The 15,931-nt window shown below is 40.1% G+C and carries 17 protein-coding genes; all 17 read left to right on the top strand.

The features are described from left to right. Positions 1-463: 463 nt before the first annotated feature. The 17 genes from rpmH to atpG all read left to right on the top strand — a co-directional run bounded on the left by rpmH (position 464) and on the right by atpG (position 15,912). Entirely contained in the window at positions 464-598 is a 135-nt protein-coding gene (gene rpmH / locus FLM54_RS15575; protein WP_008112968.1) for a 50S ribosomal protein L34, read from the top strand. A 7-nt stretch (positions 599-605) separates the two neighbouring features. After that, the gene (rnpA, locus tag FLM54_RS15570) at positions 606-1,031 is read left to right on the top strand and encodes a ribonuclease P protein component (RefSeq protein ID WP_008467046.1); all 426 of its coding nucleotides are present in this window, start codon (positions 606-608) and stop codon (positions 1,029-1,031) included. 126 nt (positions 1,032-1,157) lie between these two features. Next, positions 1,158-1,433 carry a membrane protein insertion efficiency factor YidD gene (yidD, locus tag FLM54_RS15565; protein ID WP_024601490.1) on the top strand — a complete coding sequence of 92 codons (276 nt, stop codon included), beginning with the start codon at positions 1,158-1,160 and terminating at the stop codon, positions 1,431-1,433. Between the two features lie 8 nt (positions 1,434-1,441). Next, the gene (gene yidC / locus FLM54_RS15560; RefSeq protein ID WP_138608896.1) at positions 1,442-3,079 is read left to right on the top strand and encodes a membrane protein insertase YidC; all 1,638 of its coding nucleotides are present in this window, start codon (positions 1,442-1,444) and stop codon (positions 3,077-3,079) included. Between the two features lie 130 nt (positions 3,080-3,209). Next, entirely contained in the window at positions 3,210-4,574 is a 1,365-nt protein-coding gene (gene mnmE / locus FLM54_RS15555) for a tRNA uridine-5-carboxymethylaminomethyl(34) synthesis GTPase MnmE (RefSeq protein ID WP_138608898.1), read from the top strand. 943 nt (positions 4,575-5,517) lie between these two features. After that, positions 5,518-5,967, top strand: coding sequence for an FMN-binding protein MioC (gene mioC / locus FLM54_RS15550; RefSeq protein WP_178956825.1), 450 nt, complete (start codon positions 5,518-5,520; stop codon positions 5,965-5,967). A gap of 428 nt (positions 5,968-6,395) precedes the next feature. Continuing rightward, positions 6,396-8,285, top strand: a complete 1,890-nt coding sequence (gene mnmG / locus FLM54_RS15545) for a tRNA uridine-5-carboxymethylaminomethyl(34) synthesis enzyme MnmG (protein WP_178956824.1) — start codon at positions 6,396-6,398, stop codon at positions 8,283-8,285. Positions 8,286-8,300: 15 nt separating this feature from the next. Beyond that, entirely contained in the window at positions 8,301-8,921 is a 621-nt protein-coding gene (rsmG, locus tag FLM54_RS15540) for a 16S rRNA (guanine(527)-N(7))-methyltransferase RsmG (RefSeq protein WP_008112113.1), read from the top strand. Between the two features lie 14 nt (positions 8,922-8,935). Continuing rightward, positions 8,936-9,721 (top strand): ParA family protein, encoded by a 786-nt coding sequence (locus FLM54_RS15535; protein ID WP_008112117.1) that lies wholly within the window; start codon positions 8,936-8,938, stop codon positions 9,719-9,721. Positions 9,722-9,741: 20 nt separating this feature from the next. Then, entirely contained in the window at positions 9,742-10,668 is a 927-nt protein-coding gene (locus FLM54_RS15530; protein ID WP_075169486.1) for a ParB/RepB/Spo0J family partition protein, read from the top strand. Positions 10,669-10,810: 142 nt separating this feature from the next. After that, entirely contained in the window at positions 10,811-11,191 is a 381-nt protein-coding gene (locus tag FLM54_RS15525) for an ATP synthase subunit I (protein ID WP_008112121.1), read from the top strand. Between the two features lie 15 nt (positions 11,192-11,206). Next, positions 11,207-12,064 carry a F0F1 ATP synthase subunit A gene (gene atpB / locus FLM54_RS15520; protein WP_008112123.1) on the top strand — a complete coding sequence of 286 codons (858 nt, stop codon included), beginning with the start codon at positions 11,207-11,209 and terminating at the stop codon, positions 12,062-12,064. Between the two features lie 67 nt (positions 12,065-12,131). After that, positions 12,132-12,374 (top strand): F0F1 ATP synthase subunit C, encoded by a 243-nt coding sequence (gene atpE, locus FLM54_RS15515; RefSeq protein ID WP_008112128.1) that lies wholly within the window; start codon positions 12,132-12,134, stop codon positions 12,372-12,374. A 41-nt stretch (positions 12,375-12,415) separates the two neighbouring features. After that, positions 12,416-12,886, top strand: a complete 471-nt coding sequence (atpF, locus tag FLM54_RS15510) for a F0F1 ATP synthase subunit B (RefSeq protein WP_008112130.1) — start codon at positions 12,416-12,418, stop codon at positions 12,884-12,886. Positions 12,887-12,902: 16 nt separating this feature from the next. Further along, positions 12,903-13,436 carry a F0F1 ATP synthase subunit delta gene (gene atpH, locus FLM54_RS15505; RefSeq protein WP_008112132.1) on the top strand — a complete coding sequence of 178 codons (534 nt, stop codon included), beginning with the start codon at positions 12,903-12,905 and terminating at the stop codon, positions 13,434-13,436. A 14-nt stretch (positions 13,437-13,450) separates the two neighbouring features. After that, the gene (gene atpA, locus FLM54_RS15500; protein ID WP_008112134.1) at positions 13,451-14,992 is read left to right on the top strand and encodes a F0F1 ATP synthase subunit alpha; all 1,542 of its coding nucleotides are present in this window, start codon (positions 13,451-13,453) and stop codon (positions 14,990-14,992) included. A 59-nt stretch (positions 14,993-15,051) separates the two neighbouring features. After that, positions 15,052-15,912: a F0F1 ATP synthase subunit gamma gene (atpG, locus tag FLM54_RS15495; protein WP_008112136.1), complete on the top strand. Its 861-nt coding sequence runs from the start codon at positions 15,052-15,054 to the stop codon at positions 15,910-15,912. Positions 15,913-15,931: the final 19 nt, after the last annotated feature.

Here is a 15,931-nt window from a genome sequence, read left to right as displayed (position 1 = left end):
TAATGATTCAAAAATCACACCTGTATTGCGTTTAAATGGCTCAATAAGCAGCCCAAGACCGACTATTATGAATGCACTTTATCCACAAGTAAAAGATTGATTTTGTAAAATTGTTGATATCGATGTATAAATATAATAACAGACTGATTCTAATAGCTTTTTATTTTAAAGCTTGATTAGAGATCATAACAAAACTGGCAGCAGATCGCGACCACAATTTACGATCTAATTTACTTTTCCCATGCTTTTATTCACTTTTTATACAGGGGCTGTGGAAAACTTCTTATTTATGATGATCCTATCGGATCATGAAAATTGATCATAAATAAACATGCTTTACGCACTCTATTATGATTGACTTTTCGTCACTTCATCTATAATATCTCGCGCTCGCAATGGCACCTGTGCCAGGATCGCGACCTGCATAGGATGTTTTAACTTTAACCGATCGGATGAGATTGTTATGAAAAGAACTTTTCAACCTAGCGTTTTAAAACGCAAACGTACACACGGTTTCCGTGCTCGTATGGCAACTGTAAATGGCCGTAAAGTATTAGCTCGTCGCCGTGCTAAAGGCCGCAAAGTTCTTTCTGCTTAATTTATAAGTGGAAGACTTTAGCTTTGGCAGGGAGTTACGTCTGTTAACTCCCTCGCATTACTCTCGCATATTTAACGAACCCGCTCGGGCTGCAACTCCTTTCTTTACCTTATTAGCAAAACCAAGTGACCAGTCAAAACCTAGATTAGGCCTTACTGTTGCTAAAAAACGTGTAAAAAAGGCATGTCAACGAAACCGTATTAAACGTCTTGCTCGCGAAAGTTTTCGTTTAAACCAACACACGCTCGATAATATTGATATTGTGTTGATGGTTAAAAGTGGCATTGATGAACAGTCTAATGAAGAATTAACCAAACAACTTACAAAGCTGTGGCGTAAGATTAATGAACGCTGCAAACCTGGTGCCCCTAAACCGCCACCATTTAAAAAACGCCCAAACAAATCAGCTAAATCGACTAAACAAACCCAATAGCAATAGAATTACAGGGTTAATTAAGGTATCTTTAGCTCACCTTTTAATCATGCGTTTAAAATCTCATAGTGAGTCTTTAAATACATGGTATCTATTCACTAAACATAACGTAGGGGCATGTACAACATGAGGTTACTTAAACCACTTGCTGCTTTACCAACACGTTGTTTAGTTTTATTTATCCGCGGTTATCAAAAGTGGATTAGCCCGCTATTAGGTCCGCATTGTCGTTTTAATCCAACATGCTCTAGTTACGCTATTCAAGCAATTAATTTGCATGGATCGGTAAAAGGGAGTTGGTTAGCAGTTAAACGCATATTAAAATGCCATCCTTTACATTCAGGCGGAGACGACCCCGTTCCTGAAAAATTAACCCGTATTAACCACCAACACGAGAAATAAGAGCTGTTATGGAATCGCAACGCACGTTTTTATTCATCGGCCTAATGCTAGTGTCGTTTTTATTATTTCAAGAGTGGAATAATGACTACAACACACCAAAAGCCGATCCTAGTGCCAACACACAAACACTACAATCTAACTCACCTGATTCTGATGATTATGTACCTTCGTCAACAGACGGTGATTTACCAACTGCAGCAATCAGTGCAAAACGTTCAGTAATCGATATCACAACTGACGTATTCACTGTAAAAATAGATACCCGCGGTGGTGATATTGTTGAATCAGACCTACTGCAATACGAAGAAGTAAAAGGTGAAGAAACACCCTTTATGCTTTTGGGTGAGTTTGATGGCAATCAATACTTCTCTCAAAGTGGTTTAATTGGTTTAAATGGCCCAGATGCATCTGCAAATGGCCGCCCTGTTTATAGTACACAGCAAAAAAGCTATACAATGAATGGTGATGAACTGCGTGTTCCTTTAACGTTTACTGATAGCAAAGGTGTTACCTTTACTAAAACCTATGTATTCAAAAAAGGCCAATACGACGTTGCTCTTGAGTACACTGTAAACAACACCACTGCTGAGCCAATTCAAGTACAGCTTTACACACAAATTAAACGTACTGTGCAAGAAAAAGGTAGCTTAGTTGACCAGAACTATCTTGGTGCTGCTTATGGCTCTAGCGAAGAGAAATATGAAAAGTACAGTTTTTCAGACATGGCTGATAAAAACCTCAGTATTAATACTCAAGGTGGTTATGTTGCCTTTATTCAGCATTACTTTGTAAGTGCTTGGGTACCAATGCAAGATCAAACTAATACTCTTTATAGTTTAATTACTAAAAGTAATGCGGCTATTATTGGTGTTAAAGACGAAGCGGTTAATGTTCAAGCTGGTAGTGAGCAAGTACTTACTGCAACTTATTACATGGGCCCTAAAGAGTCAGATAAACTTGAAGCCATTCATCCAGACCTAGACTTAACAGTTGATTATGGTTGGTTGTTTTTCATTTCGCAGCCGTTATTTGTGCTACTTAAATGGTTACACAGTATTTTAGGTAACTGGGGTGTAGCAATTATTGCCATCACTATTATCGTTAAAACATTAATGTATCCACTGACTAAAGCACAGTACACCTCAATGGCTAAAATGCGTGCGTTACAGCCTAAGATGAAGGCGCTAAAAGAAAAGTATGGCGATGATCGTCAAAAATTCGGCCAAGCGACTATGGAAATGTACCGTAAAGAAAAAGTGAACCCTATGGGTGGCTGTTTCCCTATTTTACTGCAAATGCCAATCTTCTTAGCCTTGTTCTATGTATTCTTAGAATCAACAGAACTACGTCATGCTGAATTTGTACTTTGGTTAACTGACCTTTCTGCAAAAGACCCATACTACGTATTACCAATTTTATTTGGTGCGAGTATGTTCATAACGCAAAAACTACAACCTATGACGGTTACCGATCCAATGCAGCAAAAAATGATGACCTTTATGCCGGTTATCTTCTCTGTATTCTTCTTATGGTTCCCATCTGGTTTAGTACTTTACTGGTTAGTGTCTAACCTTATTTCTATTGTCCAGATGTTAATCATCTACCGTGGCATGGAAAAGAAAGGAATTAAAGTAAGGGGCGATTAAACTCCCTACTTATATAAAGGCGACTTAAGTCGCCTTTTTTATTGCCTATTTTTTATAACAGCATTCGCGAGTGCCTATTTGATAGGTTACAATACCGCCATTACGTTATTTAAGTTGGCAAATAAACCGCATGATCAATCACGATACAATTGCAGCACAAGCCACTGCCCCAGGCCGAGGCGGTGTTGGTATTATTCGCGTTTCAGGAAACCTAGCCAAACAGGTTGCTGAAAAAATAATAGGCAAAGTCCCTAAAGTTCGTTATGCCGACTATGTGCCATTTAACACCCTTGCAGGTCAGCAACTTGACCAAGGTATTGCGATTTACTTTGCTGGCCCACACTCATTTACCGGTGAAGATGTACTCGAACTCCAAGGCCATGGTGGCCCTGTTGTTCTTGATATGCTACTCAAAGAAATAAGTAAAATAGACGGTGTGCGTTTAGCTAAACCAGGTGAATTCTCTGAGCGTGCGTTTATGAACGACAAGCTTGATTTAACTCAAGCAGAAGCAATCGCCGACTTAATTAATGCAACTAGCGAGCAAGCCGCTAAAAGTGCTCTACAATCACTTCAAGGGCAATTCTCTAAGCACATAGAAACCCTAGTTGAAAAAGTCATTCACTTACGTATGTATGTGGAAGCGGCTATTGATTTTCCTGACGAAGAAATCGATTTTTTATCAGACGGAAAAGTGGGCGGTGATTTAAATGCCATCATCGAGCAGCTTAATGCCGTTACCAATCAAGCCAAACAAGGCAGTATAATGCGCGAAGGTATGCGCGTCGTTATTGCAGGTCGTCCTAATGCAGGTAAATCAAGCTTACTTAATGCATTAGCAGGACGAGAAGCGGCCATCGTAACTGAAATAGCCGGCACCACTCGTGACGTATTACGTGAGCATATACATATAGATGGTATGCCACTGCATATAATAGATACCGCAGGCCTACGAGAAAGCCCAGATAAGGTAGAGCAAATAGGCATTGAACGTGCCTGGGATGAAATAAACCAAGCTGATCGGGTGCTATTTATGCTTGATGGCACCGACACCACTGATACCGATCCACATGCTATTTGGCCTGAATTTATGGCTAAGTTACCCCAAGGTATGGGCGTGACTGTGATCAGAAATAAAGCCGATTTATCAGGTGATGTAGTCGGCATAGATCAAAAACAACAATATCCTGTCATTAGTTTAAGCGCTAAAAATGCTGATGGTATAGAGTTAGTTCGTACTCACTTAAAAGCTTGCATTGGTTTTGATGGTGCTACAGAAGGTGGTTTTATGGCACGCCGTCGTCACTTAGATGCACTAGAACATGCTGCGTATCACTTAGATACAGGTAAAACACAATTAGAGATGCATGTGGCCGGTGAAATCCTCGCGGAAGAACTGCGTTTAACACAGCAGTATCTTAACGAAATAACTGGTGAATTTACTTCTGATGATTTGCTTGGCAAAATTTTCAGCTCGTTCTGTATCGGTAAATAGTCGAACTATTAATTTGATCATTAAGGGCACTTAGGTGCCCTTTTTAATGCCCTACTATTTTTAATATCGACTCGCCAAAATGTATTTTAATAACTCACTTTAAAAACCAAACAGACTAAAAAATACAGCTAAATTGCACCAATATTAGCCTCCATTTATGTTTAAAAATGTGTTTAAGGCAGATGAGCTAAACCTATAATCACACCAAACAGCAGATAAACTACCTACATTCATAGTAAAAAATTAAGCTTATCTCCCCCTAAAAGAGAACCTATTACATTAGCTTTTCAAGCTTGGCCATAGGTAATTATTAAACCATAAAAATAAAACGTACCTAAAAAGTAAGTTTGATCGCCCACTCCACCAGCAAAATATAGTTAATTTCTTAGTTTAAATTGATGAAAATTATTTTTTGCAGATCAGTTATCCACAATTGGGGTTTTATTGCCTTGAAAATGAGTTAAAAGCGATAAAAAGTAAAAATATGCTGTGTTTAAATCAGTTAAATAGTGATTTTTAGAAAATAAAAATGGATTTTTAGTCTGATCTGCATAAATGGATCATTTTTTTTAATTATTCTCGATCCCAATTTTAAGTTATCAACATGCTTTGTATCCACACTAAGATCAACACGCCTTTATTTATGAATTTGTGCTAGCTGGTGGTTAACACTCAATATAAAATCAATAACTTAGCAAACTATTTATAACATTGCTTTTTAGTTAAGCAGAGCTTTCCCCAACCTTATCAACAACTTGATCAGAAGATTACATTTAAATATATTTTGTTAACTCATTAATAATCAACAAGTTAAAGCACTAGTTAGCGCGACGGCTTAAATTACCACAAAAATAGTTATACAAAATAGCACTCTTAACTTTACTGTTATACTCACTGAGCTATCATATGCAGCAATTAAAACTAATAGTGATCAGCCATATTCATGAGTTCAGTAAATATTATCGTTGGTAGTCAAATGGGATCCGCCGAGTACGTTGCAGAGCAGTTAAATGATGCACTTAACAACCAAGGGATTAATAGCCAACTACATGATCAACCTGAATTTAATGAAATAGATCAACAAAATACTATTTGGTTGGTTTGTACATCAACCTACGGTGCGGGTGATTACCCTGACAACCTGATTGGTTTTATCGAACAAGTATCACAAGTGGATGATCTTTCGCATTTAAAGTATTCGGTTATTGCACTTGGCGATACTAGTTACGACACTTATAACCTTGCAGGACGCAATATAGATGCCCTTTTAAGTCAAAAAGGCGCTGTAAAAGTAGCACAACGTTTAGAGCTTAATATTCTTGATGAAGCACTGCCCGAAGATACGGCCTTAGCTTGGTTAGACTCATGGATAACACAAACAGGTTTAAAATAGAAAGATCAAGCGAAAAGTTATAAATAAAGTTACCCACAATTTACTAATAATTTAATAGATTTTGTGGATAAACACTGATTAAACTGCTTTTTTAGTCATGCTTATCCATGGGATAAGATCGAGCCTTGATCGGCCTGTGTATAACAGCCCGTTTTGATCAGAGCTTATTTGCCTGAAGATCCGATCATACTAACACCTTTAGATCCGATCTAATTATATGTTTTTAATCATGATCTAAAGCTTATCAACAGAAAACCCGATCAGTAGTAGTAATAGTATTAAAAGATCTCTTTAAAAGATCCTTTATATTATTAGAGATCACTTACTTAGATCTTGAGCACTGTTTAATCATTTATCTTCTGCTAATTTCTAGGTAGAATACGCTCCCTTTTGAAGTTTACTGGTTTGATTTAAGTAGGATCCCATTAATGATTTTTCACGAAAATTTTGACGTTATCGTAGTAGGTGGTGGACATGCAGGCACTGAAGCCGCATTGGCAGCTGCCCGTATGGGGATGAATACCCTGCTGCTGACTCACAATATGGATACCCTTGGTCAAATGTCTTGTAACCCAGCAATTGGTGGCATTGGCAAAGGCCATCTGGTTAAAGAAATTGATGCCCTAGGTGGCGCAATGGCTCAAGCCATTGACAAAGGTGGGATCCAATTCCGTACACTTAATTCCTCTAAAGGCCCTGCTGTACGAGCAACGCGTGCACAAGCGGATCGTGCCTTGTACAAAGCGGCTATTCAAAATACACTTCAAAACCAAGAAAACTTAAAGATTTTTCAGCAATCATGTGATGATCTAATCGTTGAAAATGATCGTGTAACCGGTGTGGTGACACAAATGGGTTTGCGTTTTAGTGCACCTAGTGTGGTACTAACCGTGGGCACATTCTTAGGCGGTCAAATTCATATCGGCCTTGAAAATTTCAAAGGTGGCCGAGCTGGCGATCCGCCTTCAATTGCCTTAGCTGATCGCTTACGTGAATTACCATTTAGAGTAGATCGTTTAAAAACCGGCACGCCACCGCGTATTGATGCCCGGACTGTTGATTTTAGTAAAATGCAAGAACAACCAGGTGATGCACCAACACCGGTATTCTCATTTATGGGTAAACAAAGCGACCACCCACAACAAATTCCGTGTTACATCACTTACACCAATGAAAAAACACATGATGTTATTCGCAAAAACTTACATCGCTCACCTATGTACTCAGGTGTTATCGAAGGAATAGGCCCACGTTACTGTCCGTCTATTGAAGATAAAATTGTACGTTTTGCAGATAAAGATAAACACCAGATCTTTGTAGAGCCAGAAGGTTTAACGTCATACGAGTTATACCCTAACGGTATTTCAACTAGCTTACCGTTCGATGTGCAGTTAGAAATTGTGCAATCGATCACCGGCTTTGAAAACGCACACACTTGTCGTCCTGGCTACGCTATTGAATATGACTTTTTTGATCCACGCGATTTAAAACAATCATTAGAAACTAAATTTATTGATGGTTTATTTTTTGCTGGTCAAATTAATGGTACTACCGGTTACGAAGAAGCGGGTGCACAAGGTTTGATCGCAGGTATGAATGCAGCCTTACAAGTACAAGGTAAAGAGTCGTGGACACCACGTCGTGATGAAGCCTATGTTGGCGTACTGATTGACGACTTAGCAACACTGGGTACAAAAGAACCGTATCGTATGTTTACTAGCCGCGCTGAATACCGTTTGTTGCTTCGTGAAGACAACGCTGATATTCGTTTAACTGAAAAAGGCCGTGAACTTGGTTTAGTTAACGATGAACGTTGGCAAGCATTCAACGAAAAAATGGAAGTGATCGCTAAAGAGAAACAGCGTATTAAAGATACCTGGATCCATAAAGATCATGCCATGGTTAATAAAGTAAACGAATTACTTAAAACGCCACTTGTGCGTGAAGCCAGCTTAGAAGAATTACTGCGTCGTCCAGAAGTGCGTTATAACGACTTGATGGCGATTGAAGGACTCGGATCTGAGTTCACTAATCAGGCCGCTCTAGAACAGGTTGAAATTCATACGAAGTACGCAGGTTATATCGCGCGTCAACAAGATGAGATCAATAAGCAGCTTCGTCATGAAGAAACAATTTTACCAAAAGAGTTTGATTATAAAACCGTCTCTGGTTTATCAAACGAAGTAGTTGCTAAGCTAATTGATGCTCGTCCAGACACTATCGGCCAAGCTTCGCGTATTTCTGGTATCACCCCAGCGGCGATTTCGCTATTATTAGTGTATCTGAAGAAGCAAGGCTTGTTACGCAAAACTGCGTAACGGTAAAGGTACATTGTGTTACAGCAACAATTAACAACTTTGTTAGCGCAAACTGATATTGCGCTAACACAAAAACAACAGCAACAACTTGTCCGCTATGTTGAATTACTCGATAAGTGGAATAAAGCCTATAACTTAACCTCGGTACGTTTGCCTCAAGAAATGATGGTTAAACATATAATGGATAGCTTAGTTGTTGCTCCTCACTTGACCGGTCATCATTATATTGATGTTGGCACAGGTCCTGGTTTACCGGGCATAGTGTTAGCTATTGCCTTACCTGAAACGCAGTTTGTATTATTAGATAGTTTAGGTAAACGTGTACGTTTTTTAATGCATGTTAAACATGAGCTTGGTCTTGATAATGTCACCCCGGTGCAGTCAAGAGTTGAAGAATATCAACCAAGTGTTAAATTAGATGGCGTACTAAGTCGTGCATTTGCATCGTTACAAGATATGATTGACTGGTGCTCGCACTTAATTGATCATTCAGGTAAGTTCATTGCACTTAAAGGGGTATTTCCAAGTGAGGAATTAGACTCACTCCCTACAGGTGTTAAGTTTGAGCAAAAAATTGCATTAGAAGTACCGGATTTAGATGCACAACGACATTTAATAATTCTTTCTAAAGACTAGGGATCAGAGACACTGTGGCAAAAGTCATCGCATTAGCAAATCAAAAAGGTGGAGTAGGTAAAACTACCACTGCCGTTAATCTCGCTGCATCTATGGCTGCAACGAAACGTAAAGTGCTGTTAATAGATCTCGACCCGCAAGGCAATGCGACCATGGGCAGTGGCGTCGACAAATATGGTGACGTCCCTACTATCTATGATTTGCTCATAGAAGATAAGCCTATTGATGAAGTGATTATTAAAGAAACCTCAGGCGAATATCATATGATTGCTGCAAACGGTGATGTGACCGCTGCAGAAGTTAAGCTGATGGAATTATTTGCGCGAGAAGTACGTTTGCGTAACGCGCTTGAAAAAATACAAGATCAGTATGAGTTTATTTTTATAGACTGCCCGCCTTCTTTAAATATGTTAACCGTTAATGCCATGGCCGCTGCCGATTCTATTTTAGTACCTATGCAATGTGAATATTATGCATTGGAAGGATTAACAGCATTAATGGACACGATTACGCAACTTGCTAAGTTAGTTAACCCTAACTTACAGATTGAAGGCATACTTCGTACTATGTACGATCCGCGTAATCGACTAGCAAATGATGTATCAGAACAATTAAAACAACATTTTGGCGATAAAGTATACCGTACGGTGATCCCACGTAATGTTCGACTTGCAGAAGCCCCAAGTTTTGGTGCCCCAGCAATGTACTACGATCGAGCATCAAGTGGCGCGAAAGCTTATTTAGCTCTCGCTGGTGAAATGCTACGCAGAAAAGAAAAAACAACTCCCGTTGTCGCCTAACTTTGAGGTAAAAAAATAACATGTCTGCTAAAAAACGAGGTTTAGGCCGAGGACTCGATGCGCTTTTAAGTTCATCTAAACCTGCACCAAGCGAAGGTAAGGAACAGGATACTGCTAACGTAACCAGCGCCGTTGAAAATGCAGCGCAGCCTAGTAACAGTGAATTACAAAAACTACCGATCGAGCTTTTACACTCAGGTAAATACCAACCTCGTAAAGACATGTCTGAAGAGGCACTCGAAGAACTCGCCAGTTCGATACGCTCACAAGGAATTATTCAACCTATCGTTGTACGCCCTGTTGCGCATAACAGCTATGAGATTATTGCCGGTGAACGTCGCTGGCGTGCTGCGCAAATAGCTAAGCTTGAGTTTGTACCCTGTATTATTAAAGATGTACCTGATGAAGCTGCCGTTGCTATTGCTCTGATTGAAAATATTCAGCGTGAAGACTTAAACGCTATGGAAGAAGCGATTGCACTTAATCGGTTGCTTAATGAGTTTGAGTTAACACATCAACAAGTGGCTGATGCAGTTGGTAAATCACGTACGACCGTAACTAACTTATTACGCTTAAATAATCTAAATAACGATGTAAAAATTTTGTTAGAGCATGGTGACATTGAAATGGGTCACGCTCGTTGCTTATTAGCACTTGAAGGCGAAGTGCAATCAGATGCAGCCCGCTTAGCTGTTGCAAAGGCATTGACCGTTCGCGAAACTGAAAAACTAGTTCGCTCTATTTTAGAGCCAGCTCCAGCAAAAGAAGTAATAGAAAAAGACCCAGATGTTAAACAGTTAGAGCAGCAGCTTGCTGATAACCTAGGGGCAAAGGTAGAAATAAATTACAACAAAAAAGGCAAAGGGAAGTTGGTTATTTCTTACACTAATCTTGACGAGTTAGACGGTATTTTAAACCGTATCAATCAAGACTATTCCCACCATTAATTTATTGGATGTCTAAAAAGGGACATTTACAGCGATTTTGTGTTACAAAGCACCTACTCAAGTTGCAAAACTGGCAGGATTAAGTATAATTTCGCCAGTTTTCATACCCTGACAATTAGAGCGTCATAAAGGTTAATTAAAAGTGACTAATAAGTTAGCAAGCCCGTATAGGCTTGCCGCATTAAAATTAATTTGCCTTCAGGGATTTGTAGCCCTTTTAGCTGCACTAATAATTTTTATAGGTTGGGAAACCAATGCCGCACTTTCAGCTCTAGCTGGTGGCGCAGTCGCAGTACTTCCTAACTTTGTATTTGCGCTTTATGCATTCAGATATATGGGTGCAAGTCGAGCAAATCAAGCGTATGCCTCGTTGAAACGCGGCAACGGATTAAAATTTATGCTAACAATCGTTTTGTTTGCACTAATGCTAAAGCTTTATCCGGTAGTACTGCTACCTTTCTTTTGTGCTTATGTGTTGGTGTTGTTTACAGGATTGTTTACACCCGTTTTTTTTAAACATTAACTTTTGGGATATAACATGGCTGCAGAAGAAGTTACTCTATCTAGCCATATTCAGCACCACTTAACCAATGCTAAGATGTGCTCGACCGACGCTGGTCTTGCCTTCAATAAAGCATGTACGGATAGTGGCTTCTGGACATGGCATATAGATACCCTCGCATGGTCTATCGGACTAGGTCTAATATTTTTATGGATCTTCCGTAGTGCCGCAAAAAAATCAACTCTGGGTGTACCTGGAAAACTTCAATGTTTCATTGAAATGGTTGTTGAGTTCGTTGGCGACAACGTACGCGATACCTTCCACGGTAAAAGTAAGCTAATTGCACCATTAGCATTAACAATATTCGTTTGGATATTCTTAATGAACTTAATGGATTTAATCCCAGTTGACTTCCTACCTGCATTTGCTGGCTTTGTTGGCGAAACTGCATTCGGTATGGATTCACACGACGTATACATGAAAATTGTACCAACTACAGATATCAACATGACAGCTGCACTTGCGCTGGGTGTGTTCATTCTAATGATTGGTTACTCAATTAAAATCAAAGGTATCGGCGGTTTTATTAAAGAACTAACACTTCACCCGTTTAGTTCAAACAATACAGCTATGCAGATTCTTTTAATTCCATTCAACCTATTACTAGAGCTTATCGCATTGGTTTCTAAGCCGTTTTCACTGGCTCTGCGTTTGTTCGGTAACTTATATGCAGGTGAGTTAATCTTCATCCTTATAGGTGCTGTAGGTTTAATGCAACTACCGTTGCACTTTGTGTGGGCTGTATTCCATATCTTAGTAATCGTATTGCAAGCATTCGTATTCATGATGCTTACAATCGTATACCTAAGCATGGCAAGTTCAGATAATCACTAATTACTATATTTACTATATTTACAATTTTACTTTTACTTTTAATACAATTGAAACTTTGGAGAAATAAATGGAAGCTTTAGAATTATTAAACGGCTTAAAATACATCGCAGTAGCTTTACTTATCGGTTTCGGTGCAATCGGCACAGCAATCGGTTTTGGTAACATGGGCGGTAAATTCCTTGAAGCATGTGCACGTCAACCTGAGCTAGCACCATCGCTACAAGTTAAAATGTTTATCCTTGCTGGTCTAATCGATGCTGTAGCAATGATTGGTGTTGGTATCGCGATGGTATTGTTGTTCGTACTTTAATTTTATTTTTTGAACAGCTTACTATTTAAGGAGGAGCGGTTGTGAACTTAAACGCCACTCTTATCGGTGAATTAATTGCGTTTACGGTGTTCGTATTATTTTGTATGAAATACGTATGGCCACCACTAAACGGTGCAATTGAAGCTCGCCAGAAGAAAATCGAAGATGGTTTAGCTGCCTCTGATAGAGCCGAGAAAGACTTAGAACTAGCGCAACAGAAAGCTGCAGAACAGCTTAAAGATGCAAAGGCTCAAGCGGCTGATATCATTGATCAAGCTAAAAAGCGTGCCGTGCTAATTGTTGACGAAGAAACTGTTCGTGGTCAGCAAGAGCGTGAAAAAATTATTGCTCAAGGGCACTCTGAAATTGAATCAGAGCGTAACCGTGTGACAGAAGAGCTACGTAAGCAAGTAGCAACTCTGGCAGTGGTTGGCGCAGAAAGAATTTTAGAGCGCGAAATCAATCAAGCCGCACATAGTGACATCGTTGAAAAACTTGTCGCTGAGCTGTAATTAGGAGGGTATGAGCATGTCTGAATTGACTACTATCGCTCGCCCATACGCTAAAGCGGCTTTTGAACTTGCCGTTGAAAAAGGCGCTATTGAAAGCTGGAATGACATGTTGTTCTTTGCTGGCCACGTTGCCAGCAATGAACAGGCATCTACCATTTTAGCTGGATTGCCTACTGCTACCGCACAAGCTGAGTTATTTATTAACTTATGTGGTGAGCAGCTCAACGAACAAGGTCAGAACCTAGTTAAGGTGATGGCTGAAAATGGACGTTTGATTGCACTACCTGAAGTTGCTCATTTATTTTCTGCTTTAAAAGCAGACTATGAAAAAGAAATCGATATTGATGTGATTTCGGCAACACCTCTTGCTGCAGCCCAGCAAGAATCATTGGTAGCGGCACTTGAAAAACGTTTCGCACGCAAAGTTAAGCTGAATTGTAGTGAAGACGCTACAGTAGTTGGCGGCCTTATTATTAAGGCAGGCGACACTGTAATTGACGGCTCTTTACGCGGTAAATTAAATCGCTTAGCCACAACACTACAATCGTAATTGGGAAAAAGAGCATGCAACTTAATTCCACTGAAATTTCAGATCTGATCAAACAACGTATTGAGAAGTTCGAAGTTGTAAGTGAAGCTCGTAACGAAGGTACAATTGTATCTGTTACTGATGGTATCATTCGCATCCACGGTCTAGCTGACTGTATGCAAGGTGAGATGATTGAGCTTCCTGGCAACCGTTATGCTATCGCACTAAACCTTGAGCGCGACTCAATTGGTGCAGTAGTAATGGGTCCTTACGCTGACCTTACAGAAGGCGTAAAAGTATACACAACTGGTCGTATCTTAGAAGTTCCTGTTGGTGCGGGTCTACTTGGTCGTGTTGTAAACACGCTAGGTGCTCCTATCGATGGTAAAGGCGCTTTAGATAACGACGGTTTTGAACCTGTAGAAAAAATTGCACCAGGTGTAATCGAGCGTCAATCAGTAGATGAGCCAGTACAAACTGGTTACAAATCTATCGATGCGATGATCCCAGTTGGTCGTGGTCAGCGTGAGCTTGTTATCGGTGACCGCCAAACAGGTAAAACTGCACTAGCAATCGATGCAATCATCAACCAAAAAGACACAGGCGTTAAGTGTGTGTACGTAGCGGTTGGTCAAAAAGCATCTACTATTGCTAACGTAGTACGTAAATTAGAAGAGCACGGTGCACTTGCAAATACTATCGTAGTTGTAGCATCTGCTTCTGAATCTGCGGCACTTCAGTACTTAGCACCGTTCTCGGGCTGTACTATGGGTGAATACTTCCGTGACCGTGGTGAAAACGCATTAATCGTATATGATGATTTATCTAAGCAAGCTGTTGCTTACCGTCAAATCTCATTGCTACTTAAGCGTCCACCAGGCCGTGAAGCATACCCAGGTGACGTATTCTACCTTCACTCGCGTCTTTTAGAGCGTGCATCACGTGTAAACACTGATTACGTAGAAAAGTTCACTAATGGTGAAGTGAAAGGTAAAACAGGTTCATTGACGGCATTGCCTATCATTGAAACTCAAGGCGGCGACGTTTCTGCGTTCGTACCGACAAACGTTATCTCTATCACCGATGGTCAGATCTTCTTAGAAACTGACTTATTCAACTCAGGTATCCGTCCGGCAGTAAATGCTGGTATCTCGGTATCGCGTGTTGGTGGTGCTGCACAAACTAAAATCGTTAAGAAACTAGGTGGCGGTATCCGTCTAGCCCTAGCTCAGTACCGTGAATTAGCTGCGTTCTCGCAGTTCGCGTCTGACCTTGATGATGCTACTCGTGCTCAACTTGAGCATGGTGAGCGTGTAACAGAGCTAATGAAGCAGAAACAGTACGCGCCAATGTCTGTTGCTGAAATGTCTTTGTCGTTATTCGCAGCTGAGAAAGGTTACTTGCAAGACATCGAAATCTCTAAAATCATGGATTTCGAAGCGGCATTACTTTCTTTCGCAAATAGCACATACGCAGAGCTTATGGCTCAAATCAATGAAACTGGTAACTACAACGCCGAGATCGAAGCGCAGCTTAAAGAACTTCTAGAGAAGTGCAAGTCTACGCAAACTTGGTAATTTAGTTATTAATGGTGTGCTTTATATTCTAAGGCACACCTTGATTCGGAGAGAGAGTCATGGCCAGCGGAAAAGAGATTAAAAGCAAGATCGGCAGTATTAAAAATACTCAAAAGATCACTAGCGCAATGGAAATGGTTGCTGCGTCTAAAATGAAAAAGGCGCAAGAACGAGTGGCTTCAAGCCGTCCATACGCTGAAAAATTACGTAAAGTGATTGGTCGTGTTGCTCAAGCAAATCTTGATTTTACTCACCCGTTCTTAGAAGAACGTGAAGTAAAACGAGTTGGTTATATTGTTATCTCTACTGACCGTGGTCTATGTGGCGGCTTAAACTCAAATGAGTTTAAGAAAGTTGCATTAGACATTAAAGCGTGGAAAGAGAAAGGCGTAGATGCTGATTTTGCTACTTTAGGTAGTAAAGCAGCTGGCTTCTTTCAACGTTTTGGTGGTCAAGTGCTTGCTAAAAAAGCAGGTCTTGGAGATAAGCCTTCAGTACAGGACGTAATTGGTCCGGTAAAAATAATGCTAGATGCATTCTCTGAAGGTAAAATTGACCGTTTATTCCTGGTATATAACAACTTTGTTAATACCATGAAGCAAGAGCCAATAGTAGATCAGTTACTCCCTTTGCCAAAAGCTGAAGAAGAAGTATCTACACATGCGTGGGATTACTTATATGAACCAAACCCAGAGGCTATTTTAGAGTCTTTGTTAGTACGTTTCATTGAATCTCAAGTATACCAAGGTGTAGTTGAAAACGCTGCCTCTGAACAGGCTGCCCGCATGGTTGCAATGAAAGCTGCAACTGATAATGCCGGTGACCTTATGGATGAGTTACAGCTTGTATATAACAAAGCTCGCCAAGCAGCAATCACACAAGAAATTAGTGAGATTTGTTCTGGTTCAGCAGCAGTTTAATGCTTCAGGCAAAGATTAA

The organism is Pseudoalteromonas sp. Scap25 (assembly GCF_013394125.1).
In the GTDB taxonomy this organism is placed as follows: domain Bacteria; phylum Pseudomonadota; class Gammaproteobacteria; order Enterobacterales; family Alteromonadaceae; genus Pseudoalteromonas.
The sequence above is the reverse complement of the archived record's forward strand: the minus strand, read 5'-3'. Positions and strand labels throughout refer to the sequence as shown.

Coding starts and splice junctions, on each gene's coding strand:
- mioC (WP_178956825.1), top strand. CDS start 5,518: ATGAGTTCAGTAAATATTATCGTTGGTAGTCAAATGGGATCCGCCGAG.
- mnmG (WP_178956824.1), top strand. CDS start 6,396: ATGATTTTTCACGAAAATTTTGACGTTATCGTAGTAGGTGGTGGACAT.
- atpA (WP_008112134.1), top strand. CDS start 13,451: ATGCAACTTAATTCCACTGAAATTTCAGATCTGATCAAACAACGTATT.
- atpG (WP_008112136.1), top strand. CDS start 15,052: ATGGCCAGCGGAAAAGAGATTAAAAGCAAGATCGGCAGTATTAAAAAT.
- mnmE (WP_138608898.1), top strand. CDS start 3,210: ATGATCAATCACGATACAATTGCAGCACAAGCCACTGCCCCAGGCCGA.
- rpmH (WP_008112968.1), top strand. CDS start 464: ATGAAAAGAACTTTTCAACCTAGCGTTTTAAAACGCAAACGTACACAC.
- yidC (WP_138608896.1), top strand. CDS start 1,442: ATGGAATCGCAACGCACGTTTTTATTCATCGGCCTAATGCTAGTGTCG.
- atpE (WP_008112128.1), top strand. CDS start 12,132: ATGGAAGCTTTAGAATTATTAAACGGCTTAAAATACATCGCAGTAGCT.
- FLM54_RS15530 (WP_075169486.1), top strand. CDS start 9,742: ATGTCTGCTAAAAAACGAGGTTTAGGCCGAGGACTCGATGCGCTTTTA.
- atpH (WP_008112132.1), top strand. CDS start 12,903: ATGTCTGAATTGACTACTATCGCTCGCCCATACGCTAAAGCGGCTTTT.
- atpB (WP_008112123.1), top strand. CDS start 11,207: ATGGCTGCAGAAGAAGTTACTCTATCTAGCCATATTCAGCACCACTTA.
- yidD (WP_024601490.1), top strand. CDS start 1,158: ATGAGGTTACTTAAACCACTTGCTGCTTTACCAACACGTTGTTTAGTT.